Here is a 24,191-nt window from a genome sequence, read left to right as displayed (position 1 = left end):
CTATAATATTATTTACCGATCGCTAGAACTATTTCTTTTCACAAACAAAATAGTATCGCCCTTGGTCATCAACCAAATTGAACGTTTCAGACGATTCGAACATGTTTATGTTTGTAAATCCGACTCTGCTAAGCTCTTCTATGATTTCTGATTGAGTATAACACTTCTCTACAATACAGACGTCTTTCCTCACCCACTCATCCTGCAGTAGGAATAAAGTTACATTGTTAGTTCCAATTCTTCTATCTCCGTTATATCTAAAGTGTTCTATGCAAACATAATCCTGTTGGACAATTTGATTCAGACGATTATTCCATCTGCTTTTAAAGCCATCTTCCATGTTTAAGTCGAAAATAAACACACCGTTATTTTCTAATACCCCATAAACGCTTTCGAAAGCGCTTGCAAGATCTTCCAGGCATAGAATATGATTTAAGCTATCGTAGAATGAACATGCTACATGGAATTTTTCTTGAAAAGGGAACGGGACTCTGATGTCACCCACGACAAAGTTTCCATCTGTACAATTTTGAGACGCTAGTTGAATCATATCGGATGAGCCATCAATCCCAGACAGCTGATACCCGTCTTTAGACAAAATCTTCGCCAACTGCCCCGATCCGCAACAAACATCTAAGACGCGAATTCCCTGAGGCTGCTTTCCCAGAACTAATTCTTTTACTATTGGAAGTACCCGCCTTGCCGACGTTCGCCCCCAGTATTTGTTCCAAAACCATGCGTAATTATCGTATTCTTTATACCTATTTGTATCCTCCGATAATGTGCGTTCACTAACCATCATCATTCCGTGGCCCCTTTGACAATAGTAATGATTTCATAGTCATCATTCTAACGAAATTCCTTCTTTAGACCCTTTTAATAAAAAAATACAACATAAGTTATATATGGTAATCTGTTCGACTACATGCTACAATACTCATTGTCTTTTGTCAACGAATTGTTAAGGTTTTGTAAATTTACAATTTTTCAGGAGGTTATATGCTTAAACATGTTGCGGTCCGCCAATTTTCACATGATTTAGGCAGCGGACAGAGTAAACCTCTCGCAGTTGTTGCCGATGATAACATGAAGTATGTGATTAAGACGCCTTATATTTTTAATCAAACCAAACAGTTATGGGAGCATTGGAATGCTGTCATGATACAAGAAATTTTAGTTTTTCACTTGGCCAAATATCTCGGCATCAAAGTACCGACCGCAGTCGTAGCTAAGTTGGACTCATCCATACTTCCAGTTCAGTATCAAGAGGCTTATCGCAGTGGCCTCTACTTTGCCAGCGAATGGATCCCGGATATTGAAGATAACATACGGGATGGTACCCGACTCAAGCAATCTTGGATGCAGTTCTTATCAGATCTTCATAATACCGACGACATACCGAAAATCGTTGCGCTTGACCTGTTAACCGCTAATTTCGACCGGTTTGGAAATGGCGAAAACCTTATAGTTAGCAAACAAGGGGAACACCGCCTATTGCAAATTATTGATCAGGGCGATTGCTTCTGGGGATATACATGGGAGGGGAGCTCAAAACTCAATGCGATGAAACTAGCCGGCGATAATGAGCAGTATAAAACTATTTTCTACAGAAAATTAATGGTTTCAAGCGGCAAACGCTATGCAATGTGTGGATTAGGAGAAGTATTTCGAGCATTTGATCAGCATATTGATGTTTCTGATTCCTCCAACCATAGTTTTGTGAGCGTTTACAATCATATTTGCTCCTTAACTGCCTCTCAAATAAAAGATTGGTTGGATGAAATACCGGAGTCATGGTTTTATGATCGTTCTCTTCAAAGCCATCTATATATTGACTTTCTCGTTAAACAAATCAAACTTCTCCCCGACTTAATATCAACAATGGCAAGTTACGGTGCCTTTAGCAGCTGGCGCGGGAATGAACTTCATTGGGACAAGGAGGTGGATTATGTTGAAGAGTAAAGGCTCGATTAAATACAGCGATTTTTTCATCCAATTTTTCCGGCCGCTTTTAGCAAAATATATCATGCTGTTCATAGTTGTATTAATAAACATCGGGCTACAGCTCTACAATCCTTATTTGCTTCGGGACTTTATAGACGGGGCTTATTCACAAAAGCCCTATCAATATTTGATACTCATTGCCGTCGGTTATACAGGAGTCGCTTTATCACAACAGCTTGTTTCTCTTCTAATTACATATGTCGGGGAGACGCTTGGGTGGAGATCAACCAATTCCCTACGTACAAAATTGGCTTCACATTACTTAAAGCTTGGTATGGTTCATCAAAAAAAATATACATCGGGCGAAATTATCGAACGGATCGATGGAGATGTTAACGTTTTACAAGGTTTTTTCTCGAACTTATTTATTGAGTTATTAGGAAATATTCTTTTAATCGTTGGTATTAACGGCATCATGTTCTTCTTGGATTGGAGAATCGGCACTCTTCTTGCTATATTTACAGTTTCAGCTCTATTTTTGCTATCAAAGGCTAGACAAGTAGGAATTCCTTATTTTCAAAAGTTACGAGCTACTTATGGGCATTTCTACGGCTTTATTACAGAGTATTTTGTCGGATTGGAGGATATTCGCTCGAATGGATCTAGTCCGTTTGTAATGAAGCGGTTTTATAGTTTTCTCCATAAACTTTTGTCGGCGAGCATTGCTGTCAAATTAAGCAGATACTTGATACAGTCTACTTCTTTATTGTTATTCTCAATCGGTAATATGATCTCATTTATAATCGGCGCTTACTTATTAAGCACAAATCAAATTACAATGGGTACGCTATTTATGATTTTTAATTTTACGAATCTCCTTGTACAGCCAATTGAGAGTATCCGACTGCAATTTGAGGAATGGCAAAAGGCAGATGCAAGCATCCACAGGGTAAAAGAGATATTAGATATTCAGCCTATGACATTTGGTCACAAAGAGCTTGAACATGAGGTTAGTGCTTCTGTTGAATTCGAGAATGTCATATTTCGTTATGAAGATAATCAAATCATCTTAAACGGAATCGATTTTTATTTAGAACCAAATACAAAACTAGGTTTGTTAGGGCGAACTGGCAGCGGTAAATCCACGTTAACAAAACTGCTGCTCCGATTCTACGACCCTACCGAAGGCAGTGTGAAGATAGACGGTATTGACCTTCGTGATATTTCGTTACGATCACTAAGAAAATCTGTAGGGATAGTTACACAAGACGTCAAGTTGTTCCGTTCTACTTTACGCAATAATTTATCCGTGTTTGATCCAAGCATAACCGATGACCGCATCCATCGGTTAATTGAAGAATTAGCATTAACGAAATGGTATAAATCATTACCCCAAGGCCTTGATACTCCGTTATTGAATAATGGCATTGGTGTCTCGGCTGGCGAAGCGCAATTAATCTCCTTGATGCGTGTATTTTTGATCAATCCTAGGGTTGTGATTCTAGATGAAGCATCGTCAAAGCTAGATCCCGCTACTGAATTTTTAATACATTGCGCAACTACTAGGCTTTTACATAATCGAACAGCAATAATCATTACACACCGTTTAGCAACGGTCGAAAAAACCGACAAAATTATGATTGTTGAACGAGGCAAAATCGTCGAGTTTGGTTCTCGCGATGCACTGGCAAGAGACATACATTCACAGTACCACAAATTATTGATTACCGGCGGAATGGAAGTGTTGATATGAAGACTTATCAATATATGTGGACAATGATCCGCTATCGCCCTTGGTTATATACATTAAACGGAATCGTATGGATTCTTATCCATTATGGACCTATCATCCCAGGCCTAATCATAAGTAAGCTGCTCGATACGTTAGCCAATGAATTGACATTGAATTCACATGTTTGGATGCTTACTGCGCTCCTGCTGGCAACAGCGCTCGCAAGAATTGTTTTACTGATTTGCGGAGGATTAACAGATGTCCATCACCGCTTCTCCATGAGTTCTTTATTGCGAAGGAATATGCTGGAGCAGTTAATCACATCCAATTCCGAGAAAAACTCGGTAGGCGACACCATCATTAAATTCCGTGAAGATGCGGATCAAATAGAAACCTCCATTAGTTGGACTCTTGATGTCACAGGCAAAGTGATTTTCTCAATGTTTTCGTTCATACTTCTCTTTACGATCAGCAGTAAAATCACCTTGTTAATCTTCTTACCTTTAATTTTTATTATTACCGTATCCAACTTGTCGAACCGCAAATTGAAAAAATACCGCCATGCGAGCAGGAACTCTTCTACCGAACTTGCCTCTTTTGTTGGAGAAATCGCAGAATTGACACCGGTTATCCAATCGTTCCAAGCTGAACAACGGGTAGTTGACAGATTCACCAAACTGAACGATGAGCGTAAAGGCTTCATGATTAAAGACAAAATGTTTTCTTCGTTCTTAAATTTATTAGCATCAAATACAGTAAGCATTGGTACTGGTCTAATCTTAATAGTATCCGCCGGAGACATTCAAAGTGGAACGATTTCGATCGGCGATTTTTCATTGTTTGTATATTATCTAGCTTTTATTACAGAATCAACTCAGTTTTTCGGAGTGTTCCTAGCTTCCTATCGACAAGCCGGCATCTCATTTTCAAGAATGGCACAGTTCTTCTCGCCACAAACCGAGTCTGCATTGGTAAAGCATCAATCGCTCAAAACTGAGAATGTTAGTGAGGTCAAGGTTGATAAACACGATCCCCTTCTACTTCTTGAAATTCACTCATTGTCATATCAGTTTAAAGAATCCGAAAAAGGAATTTTCGATGTTAGTTTTAGGTTGCCAAAAGGTAGCATCACCGTTATCGCTGGCAAAGTAGGGTCAGGAAAGACGACATTACTTCGTACCATACTTGGGCATTTACCTATGCAAAGCGGAGAAATTAAATGGAATGGCGATATCATCAAGACGCCGCACTCCTTTTTTGTGCCGCCAAAAAGTTCATACACACCGCAAACACCGATCCTGTTTAGCGATACCATTAAAGAGAATATAATTTTAGGCATGCATGGCGACAACGTCATCGACCGAGCAATTTATACAGCTGTTCTCGAAGAGGATGTACCGGAATTCAACAATGGGCTCGATACTCAAATTGGTCCTAACGGTGTAAAGCTTTCGGGAGGACAAATTCAACGTACCGCTCTCGCGCGTATGTTTGCCCGAGATGCCGATCTTTATGTTATGGATGACATTTCAAGTGCAGTGGATGTAGTAACAGAACAAAAAATGTGGGCAAGAATTAAGGAATTGTCGAATAAAACCTTCTTAATTTCCTCCAATAGGAGAGAATGCCTTCAATACGCCGATCAAATCATTGTATTGAAAGATGGAAAAATCGTGGACATAGGATCCCTTACAGATCTTTTAAGTAGGTGTAAGGAATTTCAAGAATTGTGGAACGTTTAAAATAGCACAATTCCATAGAAATCGGATAATATAACAAAAGATTTATTTTTTCCTTGGTACTAAATCAGCTACATAGTCAAAGTAAAAGTTCCGTCTCCCTCTTTTAATTAAGATGAATACAATATGGATAAATAATACGGCCCACATCATGATGAGAAACGCAAGTATAATCATAGTGATCCATACGTGATAGGGATTAAGAGTTATATCTAACTCAATACCAGAAAATATATTTAGGGCCCATGATGTTGCCAAAGGTAAATACAGCGCAAAGGACCTTTTCAGCACGGACTGCCACGGAGGTGCTTCACCATCAACATGAATTAGTTTAAAATGCAGTATATTTGTTCCAATTGTTTTTCCCTCCCAAATCAATGGAACTACAAAGAACAGAATAAAAAAGCAAGTCGTTTTATAAACAAATTCTGCGAATCCACTTGTTGTAAAAAGTCCAACTGTAAGGTTCCAACTAATCTTTATCAATAGATAGTCTATAAATACAGCCAGCAATTGCGACAAAGGAGGTACGAGAGAATTTTCTTGCATTTTTTCTCCCTTAGCAATAAGGCTCTTTCGAGATGGAAATAGAGCAAGCAGGACAGGAGCAATGACAAATCCAAACAAAGCACCAGTACTATTTAATATAAGATCATCCACATCAAAGATACGATATGGGCAATTATAGATCCCATAAATACCTGTTATTTGTGTTGTCTCAAAAAAAAGAGATAAAGCAAATCCAAAACCAAGTGCTCTCTTCCAAAATCGTTTCTGTTGGAAAAAATACCTTAGATAAACACCTAGAGGCAGCAACAATAGGAAATTGAATACCGCCTGCAAAAATGCACTTTGCGTTAGTAATCTAACATAGGTGGATGGCTGTGACCAAACAACGGAACCGCTATTAATAATATCCCTAATGAAATTAAAAGGGACCAGATTATAATGCACCGTATCAGGTGATTGCAAAGCACATGTATTTCGAGTAACCGGAAGAGGCAATAGAACTAAAAATAAAGCCGATAACATATAGAAAGTAAAGGAATAAGCCACTATTGAAGCCCAAAGACTTAAATAACCATATTTTCTATAACTATAAATTAACCAAGGGATAATAAGAAAAAAGCTGAATGCACTAAATAAAATAAATGCGATTTTTATTGGAATTAAATATACAGACATACCGGTACCTCTTTATTAGAAAGATTCAGTTCTTCAGCAATATACATATTTCCCTATTGTTTCTTTTCTTATACCCCTTTAATAAATTCAGGGAAGCCGATAATCAAGCATGGATACCCTTCCAAAATACAGACCAGATCATATTTAATCTGCGTTCATATTCTTGATAAGGAGAACTCATCATATGGAAAAGCATACCGTCTAATATGATTGTAAAAGAAGTAACGATGATCTCCTCATGGATGAGCTCATGCTCTTCGGTGTTTCTTAAGATGGAGAAAACAAGTTCTCTAATCCCTTCTTCTACCTTCTTATTTTGGGCTGTTATAAGTTCTTTAAAATTATCTGGAGGGTAAATCCCATACCTTTTGAGAAAAGAACCTTTATCATTCATATAATAGTATTTATTCAATTCAACTAAAACATGATATAATTTTTTTTCTAACGGAAAATTTTCTATCACATAAAATTGTTGTTCGATAAACTTTAAATAATCTTCAATAACAAAACTTACAATATGTTCAAAAAGATCTTGCTTACTTTCAAAATAAGCATAAATCGAAGGGGTTTTAATGTTTACATTTTCAGCTATATCTTTAAGTGCTGTTTCCTCGTAACCATACGAGGAAAACAGCTTTAAACCTTGTTCTAGTATCCTTCTTTTCGTTTTTTCTCCCTTTTTCAATTCACTTTTCACCTCATTTTATTTGCATTCATCAGGATATCAATTTTAAGCTTACTATGCTAAAAATAATTCCTGCAACTAAAATAAGTTTCTTCGCATTTTTCGGTTCTTTAAACAAAAACATCCCAAGCAGAACACTTCCTGACGCGCCTACTCCAGTCCATATACCATAACCTATACTAATGGGTATTTCGATTAATGAGACGGAAAGAAAGAAAAAACTTAAACATAAAAATACAATAAAAAAGATGGTTGGCTTTAATTTTGTAAATCCTTCCGCTAACTTCAGATTAATAATACCTCCAACTTCAAACAATCCAGCTAATATTAAACATAACCAATACATATTACACATTCCCCCTTGCACTTTCTTCTTCTTTTGGTTCGTCCGTAACTAATTTTAGTCCGATAATACAGCTAATTAATAAAACAACTAGCATAATCTTGGCTGGACTCACGGGATCTCCTAAAAATGTCATGCCCACTAAAGCCGTACCAAAAGCACCCAAACCAGTGAATACTGCATAAGCCGTCGATACGGGAAGTATTTTTAATGTTTTAGCGAAAAACCACCAACTAAGGACTAATAATATAACTGTCGGAATAACTATATCTATTCTTGTAAACCCTTCTGAAAAGCCTAGACCAAGTGCCCAACCTACTTCAAGTATTCCACCAATAATTAAGTACAGCCATGCCATGATAACCTCTCCTTTTTTAAAATTCTAAATCTAACTAATGATCGTTAGATTTTTTATATAAAAATTTTTATCGTATTGTTGTTAAATATTACGATCTTTAAACACCCCTTTTCAATATAATCTAACTAACGTACATTAGATTTTATGATGATTAAGCTGATTTTGCAAGAGTAAAATTTAATATTCAATCCAAAAAGCAAATCTACATGCATTTGCGGATTATAATTCTTTGCCGCTTAATCACTCTTCTCTGTAAATCCATTTGTTAATAAGTAAGTATTATCCACTATTTGTTATACAACCTTCTTCATTTCGACTGCTTTATTCAGCATCTGCTTTCCATCTTCTCAACGTTCTCTGCCTTCAATTTATAATTAGTATTACAACTTAAAACGATAAAAATCCCCATAAATATAAGGGGATTTTTATCGTTTTACATATCTATGCATACTTATACATCTTCTCGTTAATTCTGAAAATTAACTTTCAACAATGATGAAAATATTCTCAACAATTCTGACAACAGTATGCAAATCTCAGAATATCCTTCTAGCTTACGAACACTTGCTATACCCGCAGTTGGCGCAGGTTTTGCAGCCTTCCACGTTGAGCAGCGAGGCCGAGCCGCAGGACGGGCACAAGTCCCGCGAGGACGCTGGCGCGCCGCCATGATGTCCGCTGCCGGCAGATTGGACACCAGCCGTTATGCTCCCCGCAGAGCCCACACCTGCTTGCTCTTCGTGGTCAGCCACGGTCGCAGCTACCGGAGCCGGATCATGATCGTCATACGGGCCATGCTGCACGTGGATTTCCAGTGCTTTGGCAACGGCATCCGCGATCGACTCGACGCGATTCGGACCAAAGCCGATGGCGCCGGAACCGCCAATGCCCTTCAGATGCTTGATCAGCAGTTCCACCTTCTGGCCATGATCGCCGTAGCGCAGGAACAGGGAGCATACCCGGCCCAGAGCCTCGGCCATCGCGAACACGTCTGAGCCCGCTTTGCCGACATTGAGGAAGATTTCGCTCGGAATGCCGTTCAAATCGTTAATCGTAATATACGCCATGCCAAATGGCGTATTAATTTTATACGTTGCCCCATGCAGGACCTGCGGACGCTTCTTATACTGCTTATCGAACACCGTCTTCTCGCTTGGATCCACCCCGGCGGACAGCGTTTGATCCAGTCCGTTTAGCGCAGTTTGCTCCGCGCCCGCTGCCGGACCTTCAGCGCCAGCCGGAGCACCAGCAGCAGCGCCGCTTTCCGAAGAGTTTACATTTTCATTTGCTTCCGCTTTATCGTCTTTCTTCTCCGTCTGCAGAACCTGCACATCGCGGCTGCCGTCACGGTAAATCGTTACGCCCTTGCAGCCGAGATCGAAAGCCAGCTCATACAGGCGCTTCGTCTCTTCTACTGTAAAGTCGGCCGGACAGTTCGCTGTCTTCGAGATCGAGCTGTCTACCCAGCGCTGGATGGCCGCTTGCGTGCGAATATGATCCTCGGCGGAAAGGTCCATCGCCGTTACGAAATAATCTGGCAGCTTCTCGCCCGGATGAGCATCCATCCATTCCTGCGCAATCGGAACGAACTGCTCGTCAAAGCCCAACCGGCTCTGACGGTAATATTTGAACGCGAAGTAAGGCTCGATCCCTGTGGACGTACCAACCATTGTACCCGTACTGCCCGTAGGAGCCTGGGTAATGATCGTAACGTTGCGGATGCCTTTCTCGCGAACCGCTTCACCGACCTCAGGATATACCTCGGTCATCACTTTCATGAATCCGCTTTGCAGATATTTGTCGGCCTCGAATGCCGGGAATGAGCCCTTCTCCCCTGCGATATCCGCCGAGGCAAGGTAAGCCTCCTTCGCAATGAAGCCATATAATTTATCAAGAAATTCCAGCGATTCCGGACTGCCGTAACGGACGTTCAGCTTAATCATCAGCTCGGCCAACCCCATCGTACCGAGGCCTACGCGGCGCTCATTCTTCTGGTTCTTCTCGTTCTCTTCGAAATGATAAGGTGTTTTATTGATGACATTGTCCAGGAACCGCACCGAATAACGCGTGGTCAGCGCCAGATCGTCCCATGCGACGTCATGCTTGTCCTCATCATAGAATTTGGACAGATTTATCGCCGACAGATTGCACACTCCCCAAGCAGGCAGCCCTTGCTCCCCGCACGGATTCGTACAAATGATCGGATTGAAATACCAGCTGTTCGACATTTGATTGTAGTATTCCATAAATACGACGCCCGGCTCGGCCGATTTCCAGGCCGATTCAATGATCGTATGCCAGATCTCCCGCGCCTTCACCGTACGGAAGTGATTCACTCTCCGTCCGGCAGCTTTCCATTTGTCCAGGTCGCCGTCCCACACCTCATTGTAATCTTCATAAGTCGTATCCGGGAAGACAAGCTCCCAATCCAGATCTTCCTTCACAGCCTTCATGAAGTCATTGCTAACGCAAACCGACAGATTCGCGTTCGTCACTTGGCCCATCGTTTGCTTAACCGTAATGAAGTCCAGCAAATCCGGATGCCAGTCGTTAATCATTAGCATCAGCGCACCACGCCGGCTGCCGCCCTGCTCGATTAAACCTGTCGTATAACTGAACAGCCCGCCCCAGGATACAGCACCGCTGGATGAGCCATTTACGCCTTTGACGACAGCCCTTCTCGGACGCAGCGAACTCAGGTTGATTCCAACACCGCCCCCGCGCGCCATAATTTCGGTCATTTCGGACAGCGTCTCCATAATGCCGCCGCGGCTGTCCTTCGGCGATGGAATCACGTAACAGTTGAACAGCGTCAACTCATCGCTGGCACCGGCGCCAGCAGCAATACGTCCGCCCGGCACTAGTTTCCAATCGTCGAGCACGTAACGGAATTTCTCTTCCCATTGCTGCTGCAGCTCTGGCGTATCCTCCACCGAGGCCATGGCAGAAGCCAGGCGATCCCACATTTCTTCCGGTGTTTTCTCGATATTCAGCGTCAGCTTCTCAACATCGGACTGCACGAGCTCGCCGGACCGGGTCTTCACCGTAACCGTCCGCCCCTCTCGCGCTACGACCTCGCCTACTTCTTTCGTAGGGAACTTCGGATCATCCTTTGTCAGTACAAGGACCACGTCGCCGACCTTCGCGTGGCTCGGATCAGGATTTTTCCAGGCGTACCGATCCAAAAAGATTTTTTCACTAAGTCCCTCCAGACGTTGCTTCTGCTCTGTTTTCAAAGAAAACACCCTCCTCATAAATGATGATTCGCGCCCTAATTCTACATCACCGCAGACTAATTGTCGTTTCTTGTCGCAGTGTTTATCACCGCATCTTTCCTCTGCTGGACGCAAAAAAATGTCGGTAGCTGCGCAGATGCCACACCTGCACAAATACCGCCGATTCCTGTCTGTTCTCTAACCTTTTTCTTATTTATTCATTACCCTCATCCACATCACATAAACGATCTTTATATGTATAAATCACAATATGTAGTGGGCGAGTACCATTATACTATACAACATCTCGATATTACAGCTTGGCTTCCCTGAAAATTAAGGCAGATTAATGGCGTTTATCCCCCATGATCTCCTCTTTCCTTTGAATCCCTTTATATTTCGTTTCTTCCTTTGAAAAAGAACTGAAAACCATTCCATGCCAGACCTGCATCCTCCCGCCAGCTGCCATGGCTTTAGCGTTGCCTGTTTCCTGACATATCATCCTTATCTCAAATCAGACCTGACGCCACATTTATACCACTTCAGCCAGCCCGTTCTTTCAAAATCATAATTCCGCCGGAGCCAGATTGTGACATTTTCCGACAGAATGCCAAGATACACAACCACTCTCGAAGTTATGAATTTCTACTTATTCGTCCATACTACATCTACACGAAATTTAGAAGATGACAGAAAAGGGAGGTTTACATGATGAATCCGCACCCTCCAAATTCCCTGCATTCTTCCTTGCAGGCCGGTCCCCCCATCGAATTCAACCGCTCCTGGTACGAGGATTTGAACTGCCGCCTGGACAAAGGCGGGCCTTGGGACGACTGGAAGCTGTTTAACCTCGCCATGGAGGCAGAGAACGCCTCCCTCGTATCGAGCTTTGAAGAGATTCTCTGCCTCTCTCACATCCACGGAGTAAAGCCGCTCCCGCATCAGACAGAGACCGCCCGCAAGGTGCTGTTCGAAATGCGCGGCCGGGCGATCTTGGCCGATGAAGTGGGACTTGGCAAGACGATCGAAGCCGGGCTGATTCTCAAAGAGTATATGATTCGCGGACTGGTCCGCAAAGTGCTAATCCTAGTTCCGGCCTCTTTGGTGCTGCAATGGGTGCGCGAGCTTAACCAGAAATTCGCCATCCCCGCCATAGCTCAGAAAAAACAGCATTCCTGGGATAACGATATCGTCGTGGCCTCCATGGATACGGCTAAGCGCGATCCGCATAAGGAAATTCTGCTGAACAACGAATACGATATGGTCATCGTCGACGAAGCGCACAAGCTGAAAAATAAAAAAACGACCAACTACCAATTCATGATCCAACTGCGCAAAAAATACTGTCTTCTGCTCACCGCCACGCCGGTTCAGAATGACCTCAGCGAGCTGTTCAATCTGATCAATCTGCTCAAGCCGGGCCAGCTCGGCGGGCAAGGCGATTTTGCCGCCAACTTCGTCGTCGATAAGCGGATCCCCAAAAATGAGGAGAAGCTCAAGGAAGAGCTCTCCAAGGTGATGATCCGCAACCGCCGCAGCGACGGCGACCTAGAGTTCACAAAGCGGATCGTCCGCAACATTCACGTCGAGCTCTCGCCTGAGGAGAAGCAATTATACGATGGCGTTACTTCCTTTGTCAAAGACCAATATCATGCAGCGGGTGGAGACCTGAGCAGCATGCTCTCGCTCGTCACGTTGCAGAGGGAGGTGTGCAGCAGCCGGGACGCCGTATTCGTTACGCTTGTCAATTTATCGAAGAAACTTGCCCCCGATTCCCCGCTTCGCGACCGCATTTGGGATTTGGTCGGCATCATCAAGACGATCCAGGCGAATAGCAAGGCTGAGAAGGCGATGGAGCTGATCCGGGAAATGAATGACAAAGTCATCCTGTTTACCGAATATCGGGCGACCCAGGAATATCTGCTGAAATATTTCCGCGAGCGCAATATGACGGCCGTGCCCTACCGGGGCGGCATGAACCGCGGCAAGAAGGACTGGATGATGGACCTGTTCCGCGGCCGGGCCCAGGTGATGATCGCTACCGAAGCCGGCGGCGAGGGGATCAATCTGCAGTTCTGCCATCAGATGATTAATTTTGATTTGCCTTGGAATCCGATGCGGGTCGAGCAGCGGATCGGCAGGGTGCATCGTCTGGGCCAGAAAAACGATGTAAAAATATACAATCTATCGACCAAAGGCACAATTGAAGAGCATATTCTTAACCTGCTGCACGAGAAAATCAATATGTTCGAAATGGTCATCGGCAGTCTTGATGTCATTTTGGAGCGTTTCGAGAAGGAGCATTCCTTGGAGAAGAGCATCTACAAAATTTTGCTGGAATCGCAAAACGACGAGGAAATTGCCAGCCGCGTTGCTTCCCTGGGCAATTCCCTGCATCAAATCAAGGATGAACTTGGCAAGAATCCTGCGGACGATTCTTCAGGCGCCAATCTTACAGAACTCATGGGAGGCTGATGAACAATGACCATGACCATGGAGCAAATCCAGCAGTATGTGCTGGCTTACCTCGACATTACCGAGTGCCAGATCATGGAGAAATCGCCGCATCACGTAACCGTCAAACTGTCTCTTCAAGCAGACAAGGACTTGACCAACCGCCCTTACTACTGGAGCTTCATCGAACGTACGGGAGCCGAACCGCAGACGATGTCCTTCAAATTCGTCTTTGATGCAGAGCGCCATGATGCCGAATTAGCCGCAGCGGAGCAGGATGCGCCCAAGCCGCAGGAAGATCAACTCCTCGGACGCCATTACGGAGCCATCCGCCCTCTGCCTGTGCTTGGCCCGGCACGGATTCAGCGCGAGGATCTGGCCTTCGGCAGCCCGCGCCTGAAGCAAATATTCGACGCCGCGCTTCGGCGGGGCCGCTGCGTCTACCTGTTCGAGAGCGCCTCGCCAAAACAGCGGATGACCCTACTGCCTGCGGCTTACGAGCCGTGGCTTGGAGTCAATTTCAAAATCGAGTTTTGCTGTGATATGAAGAGAGAAGAGATCCGCACGCTGGGCATTTCCCTGCTGACCGGGCACATCGACAGCTCCTTCAGCTCCAGGCTGCAGTCCCTCTCCCTCGTCCCCCGGGTACCAGAGAACGTCCATATCGAGCCAACTAGGCTATCCTTAACAGAGGGCCGCGATATGCTCGAGCAAATCATCCGGTCAGAAATCGAGGCTTATGACCAGACCTGGGCCGAAGAAGCCAACGAGCGGCTTCAGGAGGAGCTGCTGCTCATCGACAGCTACTATACGGACCTGCTTCGCGATCCGGACGAGGAGAAGAAGAAGCTAGTTCAGGAGCAATACGAATCGCGCCGTGGTGAAATCCGCTGGCAGTACGAGCCGAGGATTGTCGTATCCGCAATAAACTGCGGCATCTTCCATTTGCGTCTGCGGCGATGACGAATAATTGACCCTTCTCGCTAAAAGACCGCAAAAATAGAAGCCGTCTCGGCCAAGCCCCCGCGACAGGTTGAGACAGCCTTCTTGGCGGCGCTCTTTTAAGATAGAGGCAAGTCAAAAGTGTAAATTATATGAAAGCTGGTGATCGCTTGTCCATGTTCCGCTTTCCTTATAAAATAAGCCTGGTTTTGCTGCTGGGCCTGACTATCCTTGCTGCTCCCTTGCCAAACCTGCAGCATGTACAAGCCCACGCTCAGGAGGGCTTGCTCATTCCGCCGGACTCGTTTGTCATTGCTCAGACAGCACCGGCTCCAGAGGAGGCCGTCCGTTTCGCCGAGCAATTGATCGGCAAGCTCTCCGCGAGCAAGCCGTTCACAGCGTGGAAGGAAGCCCGCCCGGAATTCCAGCCTCTGGGGCCTGGCATGCACGCGTGGCTTGTGACGCTAACCCAGGATGGCAAGCCCATAGGCTATCTCATCCTCGGCGCCAAGCCATCGGGCGGCTACGCCCTGATTGAATACGGCGCCGGGCCGGAGCCGCTATTCGACACGGTAGCACTGCAGCGGGCACTGGCAGCAGAGAGCGGCGTGTCCGCTCACTCCGCCTCGCTCCCGCCGCATTCAGCAGCGCTCCAGGTCGAACAGCTCTACGCCGGGCCAACGCTCGCCGAATGGCGCATCGTCGACAGGGCGGGCCAGGCCGCGGGCCTGCAAGTACAAGCAGCAGACCGTGGCGATTCGCTGCCCTTGCAGTACCGGGATGCCCGTAACGCTGATCCGCTGCCGGATAATGAATCCATATGGCGGAGGCTGCTGGCCTCGCCGCCCCAGCTGTCCTCGGCCACCGTTGCCAGCGGATCTGCGGCAGCCATTCCTGACCGGCCGACAAAAACGGCTGACAGCTTTGACCCGAACGACAATCTGCTATGGCTGGCAAGCGACCAGCTTAAGCTTACAGCTTCCTCCTTAACCCAGGAACTCCGCCAGCACAAAGCTCTCATCTTCGCAGCCCGCAGCGAAGACCGCAATTATACTCTGCCATTGCCCGTTTATGGCTATCAGACCTGGGAACAAGGAGACGATACCGCAACTATTGAACACGTATATGTCATGACCGGCTCGGCCGCCTCCCCCCGCTTTATTGCTTTCGATGAACTAGCGAGAACAGGGCAATTTTACAACAGCACTGGCCAGTAAAAACTGCAGAACCGCTAAACAGTAGCTCAGTAAAATAAAGCCTGGAACTTAGCTTCATTCGCTTAAGCTCCAGGCTTTTTCAACTTTTATTACGGGTTCGCACGCTTTTCCCTTTTCTGCCGATATGTGCCGTCTGTCCCCACCACATGCCAAGACTGAATGGAATCATCCCGAACCACCTGCGGCTCCAAGGCTCCTTCCCCTTGACCTGACTGCGCCGGACATCCTTCGGTGTCTCTATATAATTTACGACTCGTTCGGTAATGTACTTGACCAGTTCGTCGCCCTTAGCCATGTTGCAGCTCTCCTTTGTTATGTGAATCGTCAGCATATTTCTTTTTTACGATTATTCTGCACCGTTTATCGTCACCATAAACCTTCTCCACCACGAAATGCATGTTTTTTCATATTATGGCTCATTCTAAGTTACAAACATCCCGGTGGAGGTGAATCCATGAGACGCAAATGCCTTTCTATGCTAGCTATAATTTTTGCTTTCAGCAGTATGTGCGGCACAAGCGTAATCGCCGGGGATCATACCTTCCGGTACGCTTTTCCCCAGCCCGTCATTCTCATCGATGCAGGACATGGCGGAATCGACGGCGGCACTTCATATGGCGACATCCTGGAGAAGGACATCAATTTAGAAATTGGCCGCCGCCTTTATGTCATACTTCGCAGCCATGGATATCGAGCGATTCTAAATAGGACTGGCGATTATGCGTTAAGCGACGATAACCGCTGGCTGCGAAATCGTTCGCGTCACATTCGTGATTTGGCCCAGCGCAAGCAGTTAAGCGAAGAGCTTCCGTCGGAAATCGTCGTCAGCCTTCACGTAAACTGGGGCAGAAACAGAGCAAAACGCGGTCCCATTGTACTTCACCAGAACGAAGGCCGCAGTGCCATACTGGCATTCTCAATCCAGAACTCCCTGGACAGCCTGTATGCCGCTTCATCCTTACCTCAAGTCGGCAAGCCTTTTTATCTGCTGAATCATGTGGATTGCCCCGCCGTCATCGTGGAAACTGGCTTTCTGAGCAACGCCGAAGACCGCGCCATGCTTATCAGCAAACGCGGTCAACAGAAAATTGCCGAAGCCATTTATGGCGGAATCGTCCAATATTTTACGGCAATATGATCCCGCCTCCCGGCCATTGTCCGGGAGTTTTTGCATCGCGGGCCATTTCCGAAATACCTACGAATTCAATGCCCTGCCCTTGAAGCTTGGGAATATATTTTTTGATCACCGCGGCCGTCTTCCTTCCTTTGGTTCCTACATGGCCGATCGTTACGCATTTTCCTTCGGCATGCACCTGCTCTGCGACTTTGTCCATCTGCCGGGAAATATGAGCCTCTGTATGCACATCATCGAGAAAAATATCGTTCTTGATTTGCGGCATGCCTTTCTGCTTGCATAACTTAAAAATGATGGATCGATAATTCGTACGGCTATCGACGAAAAATAACCCCCGCTCGCGGCATACATCCAGGATGATGGACATTACACGCTCATCCCCGGTTACTTTAGATCCCATATGATTGTTGATTCCGATCGCATAAGGAACGTTGTCGATGGCGGCTTCCACCTTCTTCCGTACTTCCTCGTCGCTCATTTTAGTGAGAATCGCTCCGGGGCCCAGCCATCTCGTTGGTCCCTGCTTCGGCTCCAATGGAAGGTGAATCAGCACATCATGCCCGACTTCGTGAGCCTTTCGCGCATCCGCTTCCGTCGTTGGCAGGAAAGGCATAACTGCTACGGTTACCTTGACTGGCAGGGCCATTATTTCCTCTGTACCCTGCATTCCGTTGCCCAGATCGTCGATAATGACCGCCAGCTTTTTACCTTTTGCCGATTGTCTGCCCTCATCCTTTATAAGCTGAGCCGCAGGCTTGGAAATTGATGCGATCTGCCCCGCCGCTGCAAGCCCAGGCAACATATTGAGGGAACTTAAGCTTAGCAACAAACAACAACATATTTTCCCGAAAACCCGCCAATTTGCCGTATTTCGATCCATGTTCACCCTCCTTAGCATTTTCACTTGCCGTGATCGCTCCGTTTCCTTAACGTCTTTCCTATTATGACTGTCCTTGTCCCGATTATTCGCCGCATGCATATTGTTTCTCTGCTGGCAAATCGTTGCATCCATGATGAAGCTAATATTCAGAGGCTAGCAGTTCGAAGGCAATCGGCAAAAACAGGGAACTGCGAACGGATCTTTGCAAATCCCAAATATACAAAAAAGCTCCTGATTCTCCACAGAGGAAAATCAAGAGCTTGTTCATTGTTAGGTTGGTGCGGTCGAGAGGACTCGAACCTCCACGGGGGTAAGCCCACACGGACCTGAACCGTGCGCGTCTGCCAATTCCGCCACGACCGCTTAAGATAGTCACCGCGGGAGCCAATCTCCCGAGCAACAAAATAAATGTTACCATGTTACTGAACTCGAGTCAATTATTATTTTGGCATCCCCTAATTTCTGCAACAAAAAAGCAGGGGCACATCCGCCCCTGCTTTTATTCTAGGCACTAATACTAGCACTATTCGCTTCTTTTCGTTTTTTGGCATATTCGGCCGTAGCCGTAAATAGTACGTCAGAGGATGAATTCAACGCCGTCTCAAAGGAATCCTGCAAAACTCCGATGATGAAGCCTACGCCCACGACCTGCATAGCGATGTCATTGGATATGCCGAACAGGCTGCAGGCCAAAGGAATAAGCAGCAGCGACCCGCCGGCAACGCCCGAAGCCCCTGCAGCGGATACGGCGGACAGGACGCTGAGAATCAGCGCTGTGCTAAAGTCTACAGGAATGCCAAGCGTATGGACGGCCGCTAGCGTTAAGACGGAAATTGTAACTGCCGCCCCCGCCATATTAATCGTAGCCCCTAATGGGATGGACACCGAATATGTGTCTGGATCCAGCTTTAATTTTTCACATAATCGCATATTAATCGGAATGTTGGCCGCAGAACTCCGGGTGAAAAATGCCGTTATCCCGCTTTCCTTCAGACAGCTCAACACGAGAGGATAGGGATTTTCACGCGTGTTCACATATACGATCAATGGATTAACGACAAGCGCTACAAAGAGCATACATCCTATAAGCACGAGCAGTAATTTCCCATAACTAAGCAAGGACGAAAGCCCGCTGGTTGTAATGGATTCAAACACAAGGCCCATGATCCCAAGCGGCGCAAATTGGATAACCCATCTGACGATTTGCGTTACGGCATCCGATAAATGCGTGAGCATGCTTTTCGTGTGATCATTGGCCCCTTTTAAAGCGGCCCCAAGCAGGATCGCCCAAGCTAGAATACCGATATAGTTAGCGCTCATCAGAGCATTGACCGGGTTGTCTACAATCTGAAAGAGCAAATTGTTCAGTACTTCAACAATACCTCCGGGGGGAGTCAGCTCTACCGCATCCGTTACTAGAGACAGCTTTACCGGAAAAATAAAACTTGCCCCGACAGCGGTAACCCCTGCCAAAAAAGTACTTAAACCATATAGAGCGATAATCTTCTTCATGTTCGTCTGGCGACCTTTTTGATGATTGGCTATCGCAGACATAACCAGAAGCAGCACCAATATGGGTGCAACCGCCTTTAGCGCGGAAATAAACAAGGAACCAAACATAGCGATTCCTGCAGCCTTAGGAACGGATAAGGCCAAAATAACCCCGAGTATAATTCCCAAAAAGATTCGTTTTACGAGACTCAGTCTATTCCACCTGAGCATAAGTGTCTTCATTGTTATTCCTCCGGGTATGCATGATGAGAATATAATTAGCGCCCATCGGCGCTTTAACGAGGCATAGCGCTAGCGCTAGTGTACCACGCCTATGGACGTCTGTGAATGCATGGAAATAATTGTGCGATATCGTTCATATATATCAAAGCGGGTTATTGGCCAATGGCTCCTTCTACCTTGTAATCCTCCAGGGAAATATCGATGTCCAGCCCGAGAACCAGCTTGGCTAGCTGGTATCCGATGTAGGGCCCCATCGTTAAGCCCGATGCCCCCAAGCCGTTGGCCACGAAGATGCCGCGCCAGCCGGGCAAAGCACCAATTACTGGCAGAAACCCCGGAGTGAATGGACGAAAACCGACTCTTGCCTCCATATAAGTGCTGTTGGCCAACCCCGGCGCATGCGCCAGCGCTTTACTGAACACCTCTTGCAGACCACCTGCCGTAATGCGGGTGTCGAAACCTTGCGGGTCGTTTTCATGGGTTGCACCGATTACAATCCGGTTATCGTCAAAGGCCAGGATATACTGATCTCCGGGCGGCATGACAACCGGCCAGCTGCCCGTATCCATATCCGGATATGCCAAGTGGACGATCTGCGCTTTTTGGAAGGTCGCTTTGAATTCTACGCCTAACGGTTCGAGCAGCGGATTAATCCACGCGCCAGCACATACGACGACGGCGTCGGCATGGATCAGCTCATCCTGGATTCGTACTCCTGTAACCAAGCCCCCGGCAAAGCAAAGCTCGGCTTCCCCGTTCAGCAGTACGGCGCCCTTTCTGATCGCAGCGCGGAGCAGCGCATCCCGGAGCGCGCGTCCATCGACGCGGGCGGCCCCACTGATATGCAGCGCGGCATAGTCATCGGCGAGCGGCGCAAATAAACGCTTCACCTCGCTAGGGGTGAGCAGCGTAATGTCGCCCATCTCCGGGGCATCATGCTTGCGAAGCTCAGCACGTTTTTGCAGTTCAACCAGCTTGTCCTGTTCCTTATGGATGCGAAGCGCCCCGACACGCGCATAGCCGGTTTCGGTCTCTCCGTCTCTTTCCAGCTCCTCAATCAGAGCCGGATAGAAACGTGCCCCTTCCCTGGCTAATTTATACCAGGCCTGGTTGCGCCTCTGGGAAATCCACGGGCAAATGATGCCCGCTGCGGCGTCCGTTGCCTGCCCCAGATCTTTCCGGTCGACAATGGTCACCTCTGCTCCGCTTTTAGCCAATTGATACGCCGTAGAAGCGCCTAAAATCCCCCCGCCGATCACGATAAACTTTTGCATGCAACAACTTCCTTTTGTTTGAGGTAAATGTGTAATCTAGATGTATTTCTAGTATCTATTCTAGCTCAATTGAGGCAAATCACGAAAAAAGCTGGATTTCATGTATCTAAAACTTGGTTTTCAGCTTTGTTAGCCTAGAAGCCTCAGTTTAATGACATGAAATCCAGCTAATTGTATATTCAAAAGGCGAACGTGGTTTTAAATACAACCAATCCATCTAGGGGGCAATCACTACGTTAACCACTACAATTCGTGGTAACCCCTATTTTTCCCTTAACCACTGCGTTTCGCGGTACCTCTACGCTTCACCGAAGCTCAGGTGGGCCCATTTTCCCAAAAGGACAGGCAATTAATTACTTCGGTTGAATATAACCTTCCGCTTTCAGCAGCTCGGCGATCAGTACGGCGCCCCCGGCCGCTCCGCGCAAAGTATTGTGCGACAGGCCTACGAATTTATAATCGTACAGCGAATCCTCGCGCAATCTGCCCGTTGAAACGCCCATGCCCTGCTCGATGTCGCGGTCGAGTCCGGTTTGCGGTCTGTTTTCTTCTTCAAAATAAGTGATGAACTGCTTCGGTGCGCTTGGCAATTCAAGCTCCTGCGCTCTACCTTGGTATTGCTGCCAGCGCGCAATGATCTCCTCTTTGGAAGGCTTGTTTTTGAATGATACAAACACCGTTGCCAAATGTCCGTCCGTTACGGGCACACGGATACATTGCGTCGTGATCAGGGGAGCGCTGGCTTTAACGATTTGGCCATCGTCAACGCGGCCCCAGATGCGCAGCGGCTCCTGCTCGCTCTTTTCTTCTTCTCCGCCGATATAAGGAATGACGTTGTCCAGCATTTCCGGCCAATCGGCAAAGTTTTTACCGGCTCCAGAAATGGCCTGATACGTCGACGCGACCACAGTTGTCGGTTCAAAATCCAGCAGGGCATGCAGAGCAGGCACATAACTCTGGATGGAGCAATTCGGCTTAACGGCGATAAACCCGGTTTCCGTTCCAAGCCGTTTGCGCTGTGCAGCAATGACTTCAAGATGCTGCGGATTCACTTCAGGAATGACCATCGGCACGTCAGGTGTCCAGCGGTGAGCCGAGTTATTGGAAATGACAGGGGTTCCCGTCTTCGCATAAGCCTCTTCCAAAGCTTGAATCTCTTCCTTCTTCATATCCACCGCGCAAAATACAAAATCGACCCCAGAAGTAACCTCTTCTACTTTCGCTGCATCCTGAACGACGATATTTTTTACGCCTTCCGGAATTGGCGTGGACAGCTTCCATCTGCCCTGCACGGATTCTTCATAAGTTTTGCCTGCGGAATTTGCGCTGGCTGCGATAGCCGTCACTGTAAACCAAGGATGCCCATCCAGCAGCTGAACAAACCGCTGCCCGACCATCCCCGTACCGCCAACAATACCTACCTTTAATTTTTCTCCCATGTGATATCTTTCCTTTCCAAGTTTGTTTAGTCTGTTTTGTCTGTACCTCGAGCGATCCTGCCCCATTACTTCCATGAATTAAAAAAAATCCCACCCCCAAGACTTCTCGATCCGTCTTGGGGGCGAGATTTGTATACCCGCGGTACCACCCCAGTTTTGTTAATATGTCGCCATATTAACCTTTTCAAGTACAGCATGCCATTGCCGCTTATACTCTAGCTCTATAACAGGAGCTCCTGGCACACCATCCTGACGATCGTCGTTCCGATGTGCTGCTCAGAGTCTTTTTTCAATAAAGAAATGCTTTGCTCCTTTTCAGCGAACGGAGCTCTCTGTAAAAGATTTCATTTATCTACTCTTCTCATCATCGCATTTAAATATTGCGATTATATTACCAAATAACTGACCGAACGTAAACCCATTTATGAAAATTAGGCTGTTTCGTACTAAAATAATTTTAAAAATAGCATCCACTATAAATAATCCAAGCTATTTGCAATCAGAATAAGTCCCACAATACACAGCACCCAGGACAGGACCGAGCCGGATTGTTTGGCGATGCTCATCTGAAGCCGTTCCAGCGGCCTCTGCATCATCCGCCCGAATAGCAAATACAACATGAATAGGATCAACGAAGGCAGAACCATAATCAAATTATAACCGGACATCACCGGCAGCCACTGATAAGGGGTCAGATCTGCCGTCGTCATCAGACCAATTGCGGCAAAATAAGGAAATGCCGTGCCCACCTCAATCAATGCTGTTGTAAATCCCAACGCAACCATCGAGAAGAATCGGCTTTTGGACTTCGGACGGGGCAATTCCGTGTTACCTTTTTGCGGAGAATAAAAACTGGCTATAAATAAGCCTACCCCCATGATGAAGATCACCCAGCTTACCGCCCTGCTCTGGAATAGTGAAGCCACCGAATCCAGCAGCACCCCCATGCCCAGCATGAGCATAACGCCCACCGAAAAATAAAAGCCGGCGACCGTCAGCAAATAAATCAGCAGCCTTGAAGCAAGGCTCTTGGTTTCCGTTAACAGCAAATATACGGTAACCCCTATAGTGGCTGGACTTAATGTATCCAGCAGGGCCAGTCCGCCTATCGAAAGCAGCAGCTCTATACTCACATTTCTTCCTCTCCCTGCTCTTGGTGAGGAGCCAGCCTTTCCTTCAGCAATGACATGTAGTATTCATAGGCTTGCTCCATAAATTCAAGTACTTCCCGATCAATTGGATAAAACCCAAGCTCCTCCGATTGAGACGGTGACATCCTTACGTCCCATAATTTTTGGATAAACTCCTCCTCGCCCGAGAAATTCTCCTCTTGTTTTTCAAGCATGCGTCTGACGATACTCTGCACCTTCGGCGACGATACGCCTTCTTTCATATGCCGCTTAAGTTGACCTATAAGCGCTATCCATTCCAATGAGTCGGGATCATCTCCCCTCATATGCGGCACCTTCTGCAGCAGCTCCAATTCTTTATCGTTAAACAGGCTTTCTTTAAACGAATGCCGTCTTTTCCTGTCCTGGCTCGCTAATTGAATGAACTTTTGGATCGCAAGGGCATCCTCCCCTCCCTCTACGACGAGCCCGCCAATGAGTTCGCGCAAGCCCTGCTCGATTAATCTAAGCCTGGCTTGCTCCTCCAGGATATAAGCGAGCTGGGCCTTCAGGCTGGTCGACCAATTCCATTTGGGGTCAGCAAGCATTTCTTGTATATCCTTCAGACTGTACCCGATCCCTTTAAAAAATTGGATCTGTTGCAGCTTGCGCAAGTCCTCTTCCGTATAAAGCCGATGTCCTCCTTCCGTTTTGGATGCAGCCGCCAATAATCCGATCTGGTCATAATAACGCAGTGTCCTCACTGTAACCCCGGTCTGTTTTGCTAACTTTTGAATCGGAATCAA

The 24,191-nt window shown here is 46.4% G+C and carries 20 protein-coding genes, 1 tRNA gene and 1 other annotated feature; of the genes, 7 read left to right on the top strand and 14 right to left on the bottom strand.

From position 1 onward, the window contains the following. Positions 1–28 precede the first annotated feature (28 nt). Complete coding sequence (locus MKX50_RS09610; RefSeq protein ID WP_339159337.1) at positions 29–805, bottom strand: class I SAM-dependent methyltransferase; 777 nt, start codon at positions 803–805, stop codon at positions 29–31. A gap of 194 nt (positions 806–999) precedes the next feature. Between MKX50_RS09610 and MKX50_RS09605 the strand changes: the two genes are divergently transcribed. Genes MKX50_RS09605 through MKX50_RS09595 form a run of 3 tightly spaced genes read left to right on the top strand, consistent with a single transcriptional unit; the run spans position 1,000 to position 5,418 of the window. Further along, complete coding sequence (locus MKX50_RS09605; protein ID WP_339159335.1) at positions 1,000–1,962, top strand: hypothetical protein; 963 nt, start codon at positions 1,000–1,002, stop codon at positions 1,960–1,962. Then, positions 1,949–3,697, top strand: coding sequence for an ABC transporter ATP-binding protein (locus MKX50_RS09600; RefSeq protein WP_339159333.1), 1,749 nt, complete (start codon positions 1,949–1,951; stop codon positions 3,695–3,697). The genes MKX50_RS09605 and MKX50_RS09600 overlap by 14 nt, the downstream gene beginning before the upstream one ends. Next, positions 3,694–5,418, top strand: coding sequence for an ABC transporter ATP-binding protein (locus tag MKX50_RS09595; RefSeq protein WP_339159331.1), 1,725 nt, complete (start codon positions 3,694–3,696; stop codon positions 5,416–5,418). Before MKX50_RS09600 ends, MKX50_RS09595 begins: the two co-directional genes overlap by 4 nt. Before the next feature lie 42 nt (positions 5,419–5,460). Here the strand turns inward: MKX50_RS09595 and MKX50_RS09590 are convergent, their stop codons facing one another. From MKX50_RS09590 to MKX50_RS09570, 5 genes are all read right to left on the bottom strand, one after another. Then, the gene (locus tag MKX50_RS09590) at positions 5,461–6,600 is read right to left on the bottom strand and encodes a VanZ family protein (RefSeq protein WP_339159329.1); all 1,140 of its coding nucleotides are present in this window, start codon (positions 6,598–6,600) and stop codon (positions 5,461–5,463) included. Between the two features lie 103 nt (positions 6,601–6,703). Further along, positions 6,704–7,285: a TetR/AcrR family transcriptional regulator gene (locus tag MKX50_RS09585; protein WP_339159327.1), complete on the bottom strand. Its 582-nt coding sequence runs from the start codon at positions 7,283–7,285 to the stop codon at positions 6,704–6,706. Between the two features lie 31 nt (positions 7,286–7,316). Beyond that, a complete protein-coding gene (locus MKX50_RS09580; protein ID WP_339159325.1) occupies positions 7,317–7,631 on the bottom strand; it encodes a multidrug efflux SMR transporter in 315 nt (104 codons plus the stop codon). A gap of 1 nt (position 7,632) precedes the next feature. Then, positions 7,633–7,986, bottom strand: a complete 354-nt coding sequence (locus MKX50_RS09575) for a multidrug efflux SMR transporter (protein ID WP_339159323.1) — start codon at positions 7,984–7,986, stop codon at positions 7,633–7,635. A 554-nt stretch (positions 7,987–8,540) separates the two neighbouring features. Continuing rightward, a complete protein-coding gene (locus MKX50_RS09570; RefSeq protein WP_213588806.1) occupies positions 8,541–11,222 on the bottom strand; it encodes an adenosylcobalamin-dependent ribonucleoside-diphosphate reductase in 2,682 nt (893 codons plus the stop codon). Between the two features lie 690 nt (positions 11,223–11,912). On the opposite strand from MKX50_RS09570, the gene MKX50_RS09565 reads away from it, so the two are divergent. The 3 genes from MKX50_RS09565 to MKX50_RS09555 all read left to right on the top strand — a co-directional run bounded on the left by MKX50_RS09565 (position 11,913) and on the right by MKX50_RS09555 (position 15,814). Next, a complete protein-coding gene (locus MKX50_RS09565) occupies positions 11,913–13,676 on the top strand; it encodes an SNF2-related protein (protein WP_213589436.1) in 1,764 nt (587 codons plus the stop codon). A 6-nt stretch (positions 13,677–13,682) separates the two neighbouring features. Continuing rightward, positions 13,683–14,618, top strand: a complete 936-nt coding sequence (locus MKX50_RS09560) for a YqhG family protein (RefSeq protein WP_213588807.1) — start codon at positions 13,683–13,685, stop codon at positions 14,616–14,618. 131 nt (positions 14,619–14,749) lie between these two features. Continuing rightward, positions 14,750–15,814, top strand: a complete 1,065-nt coding sequence (locus MKX50_RS09555) for a hypothetical protein (protein ID WP_339159320.1) — start codon at positions 14,750–14,752, stop codon at positions 15,812–15,814. 79 nt (positions 15,815–15,893) lie between these two features. Here MKX50_RS09555 and MKX50_RS09550 read toward each other — a convergent pair whose 3' ends face one another. After that, entirely contained in the window at positions 15,894–16,109 is a 216-nt protein-coding gene (locus MKX50_RS09550; RefSeq protein WP_339159318.1) for a YqzE family protein, read from the bottom strand. Between the two features lie 159 nt (positions 16,110–16,268). Here MKX50_RS09550 and MKX50_RS09545 point away from each other — a divergent pair, with 159 nt between their 5' ends. After that, positions 16,269–16,952, top strand: a complete 684-nt coding sequence (locus MKX50_RS09545) for an N-acetylmuramoyl-L-alanine amidase (protein WP_339159316.1) — start codon at positions 16,269–16,271, stop codon at positions 16,950–16,952. On the opposite strand, the gene MKX50_RS09540 is transcribed toward MKX50_RS09545, so the two are convergent. The 7 genes from MKX50_RS09540 to MKX50_RS09510 form a co-directional block, all read right to left on the bottom strand. Continuing rightward, entirely contained in the window at positions 16,939–17,829 is an 891-nt protein-coding gene (locus MKX50_RS09540; protein WP_244996313.1) for a divergent polysaccharide deacetylase family protein, read from the bottom strand. The two genes, MKX50_RS09545 and MKX50_RS09540, sit on opposite strands and share 14 nt — an antisense overlap. A gap of 276 nt (positions 17,830–18,105) precedes the next feature. Then, positions 18,106–18,192: transfer RNA gene (locus MKX50_RS09535), tRNA-Leu, on the bottom strand. A 141-nt stretch (positions 18,193–18,333) separates the two neighbouring features. After that, on the bottom strand, positions 18,334–19,563 hold the full coding sequence (gene sstT, locus MKX50_RS09530; protein WP_339159313.1) for a serine/threonine transporter SstT: 1,230 nt from the start codon (positions 19,561–19,563) through the stop codon (positions 18,334–18,336). A 152-nt stretch (positions 19,564–19,715) separates the two neighbouring features. Beyond that, positions 19,716–20,837 carry an FAD-dependent oxidoreductase gene (locus MKX50_RS09525; protein ID WP_213588812.1) on the bottom strand — a complete coding sequence of 374 codons (1,122 nt, stop codon included), beginning with the start codon at positions 20,835–20,837 and terminating at the stop codon, positions 19,716–19,718. Between the two features lie 353 nt (positions 20,838–21,190). Further along, positions 21,191–22,276 carry an aspartate-semialdehyde dehydrogenase gene (asd, locus tag MKX50_RS09520; RefSeq protein ID WP_213588813.1) on the bottom strand — a complete coding sequence of 362 codons (1,086 nt, stop codon included), beginning with the start codon at positions 22,274–22,276 and terminating at the stop codon, positions 21,191–21,193. 115 nt (positions 22,277–22,391) lie between these two features. Further along, positions 22,392–22,653: a binding site (T-box leader), on the bottom strand. Positions 22,654–22,749: 96 nt separating this feature from the next. Further along, entirely contained in the window at positions 22,750–23,409 is a 660-nt protein-coding gene (locus MKX50_RS09515; RefSeq protein ID WP_339159310.1) for a GAP family protein, read from the bottom strand. Then, entirely contained in the window at positions 23,406–24,191 is a 786-nt protein-coding gene (locus tag MKX50_RS09510; protein WP_339159308.1) for a MerR family transcriptional regulator, read from the bottom strand. The genes MKX50_RS09515 and MKX50_RS09510 overlap by 4 nt, the downstream gene beginning before the upstream one ends.

This window comes from Paenibacillus sp. FSL W8-0186 (assembly GCF_037969765.1).
Lineage (GTDB): Bacteria > Bacillota > Bacilli > Paenibacillales > Paenibacillaceae > Fontibacillus > Fontibacillus woosongensis.
Note: the sequence above shows the minus strand (reverse complement) of the source record. Positions and strands in the feature narration are given on the sequence as shown.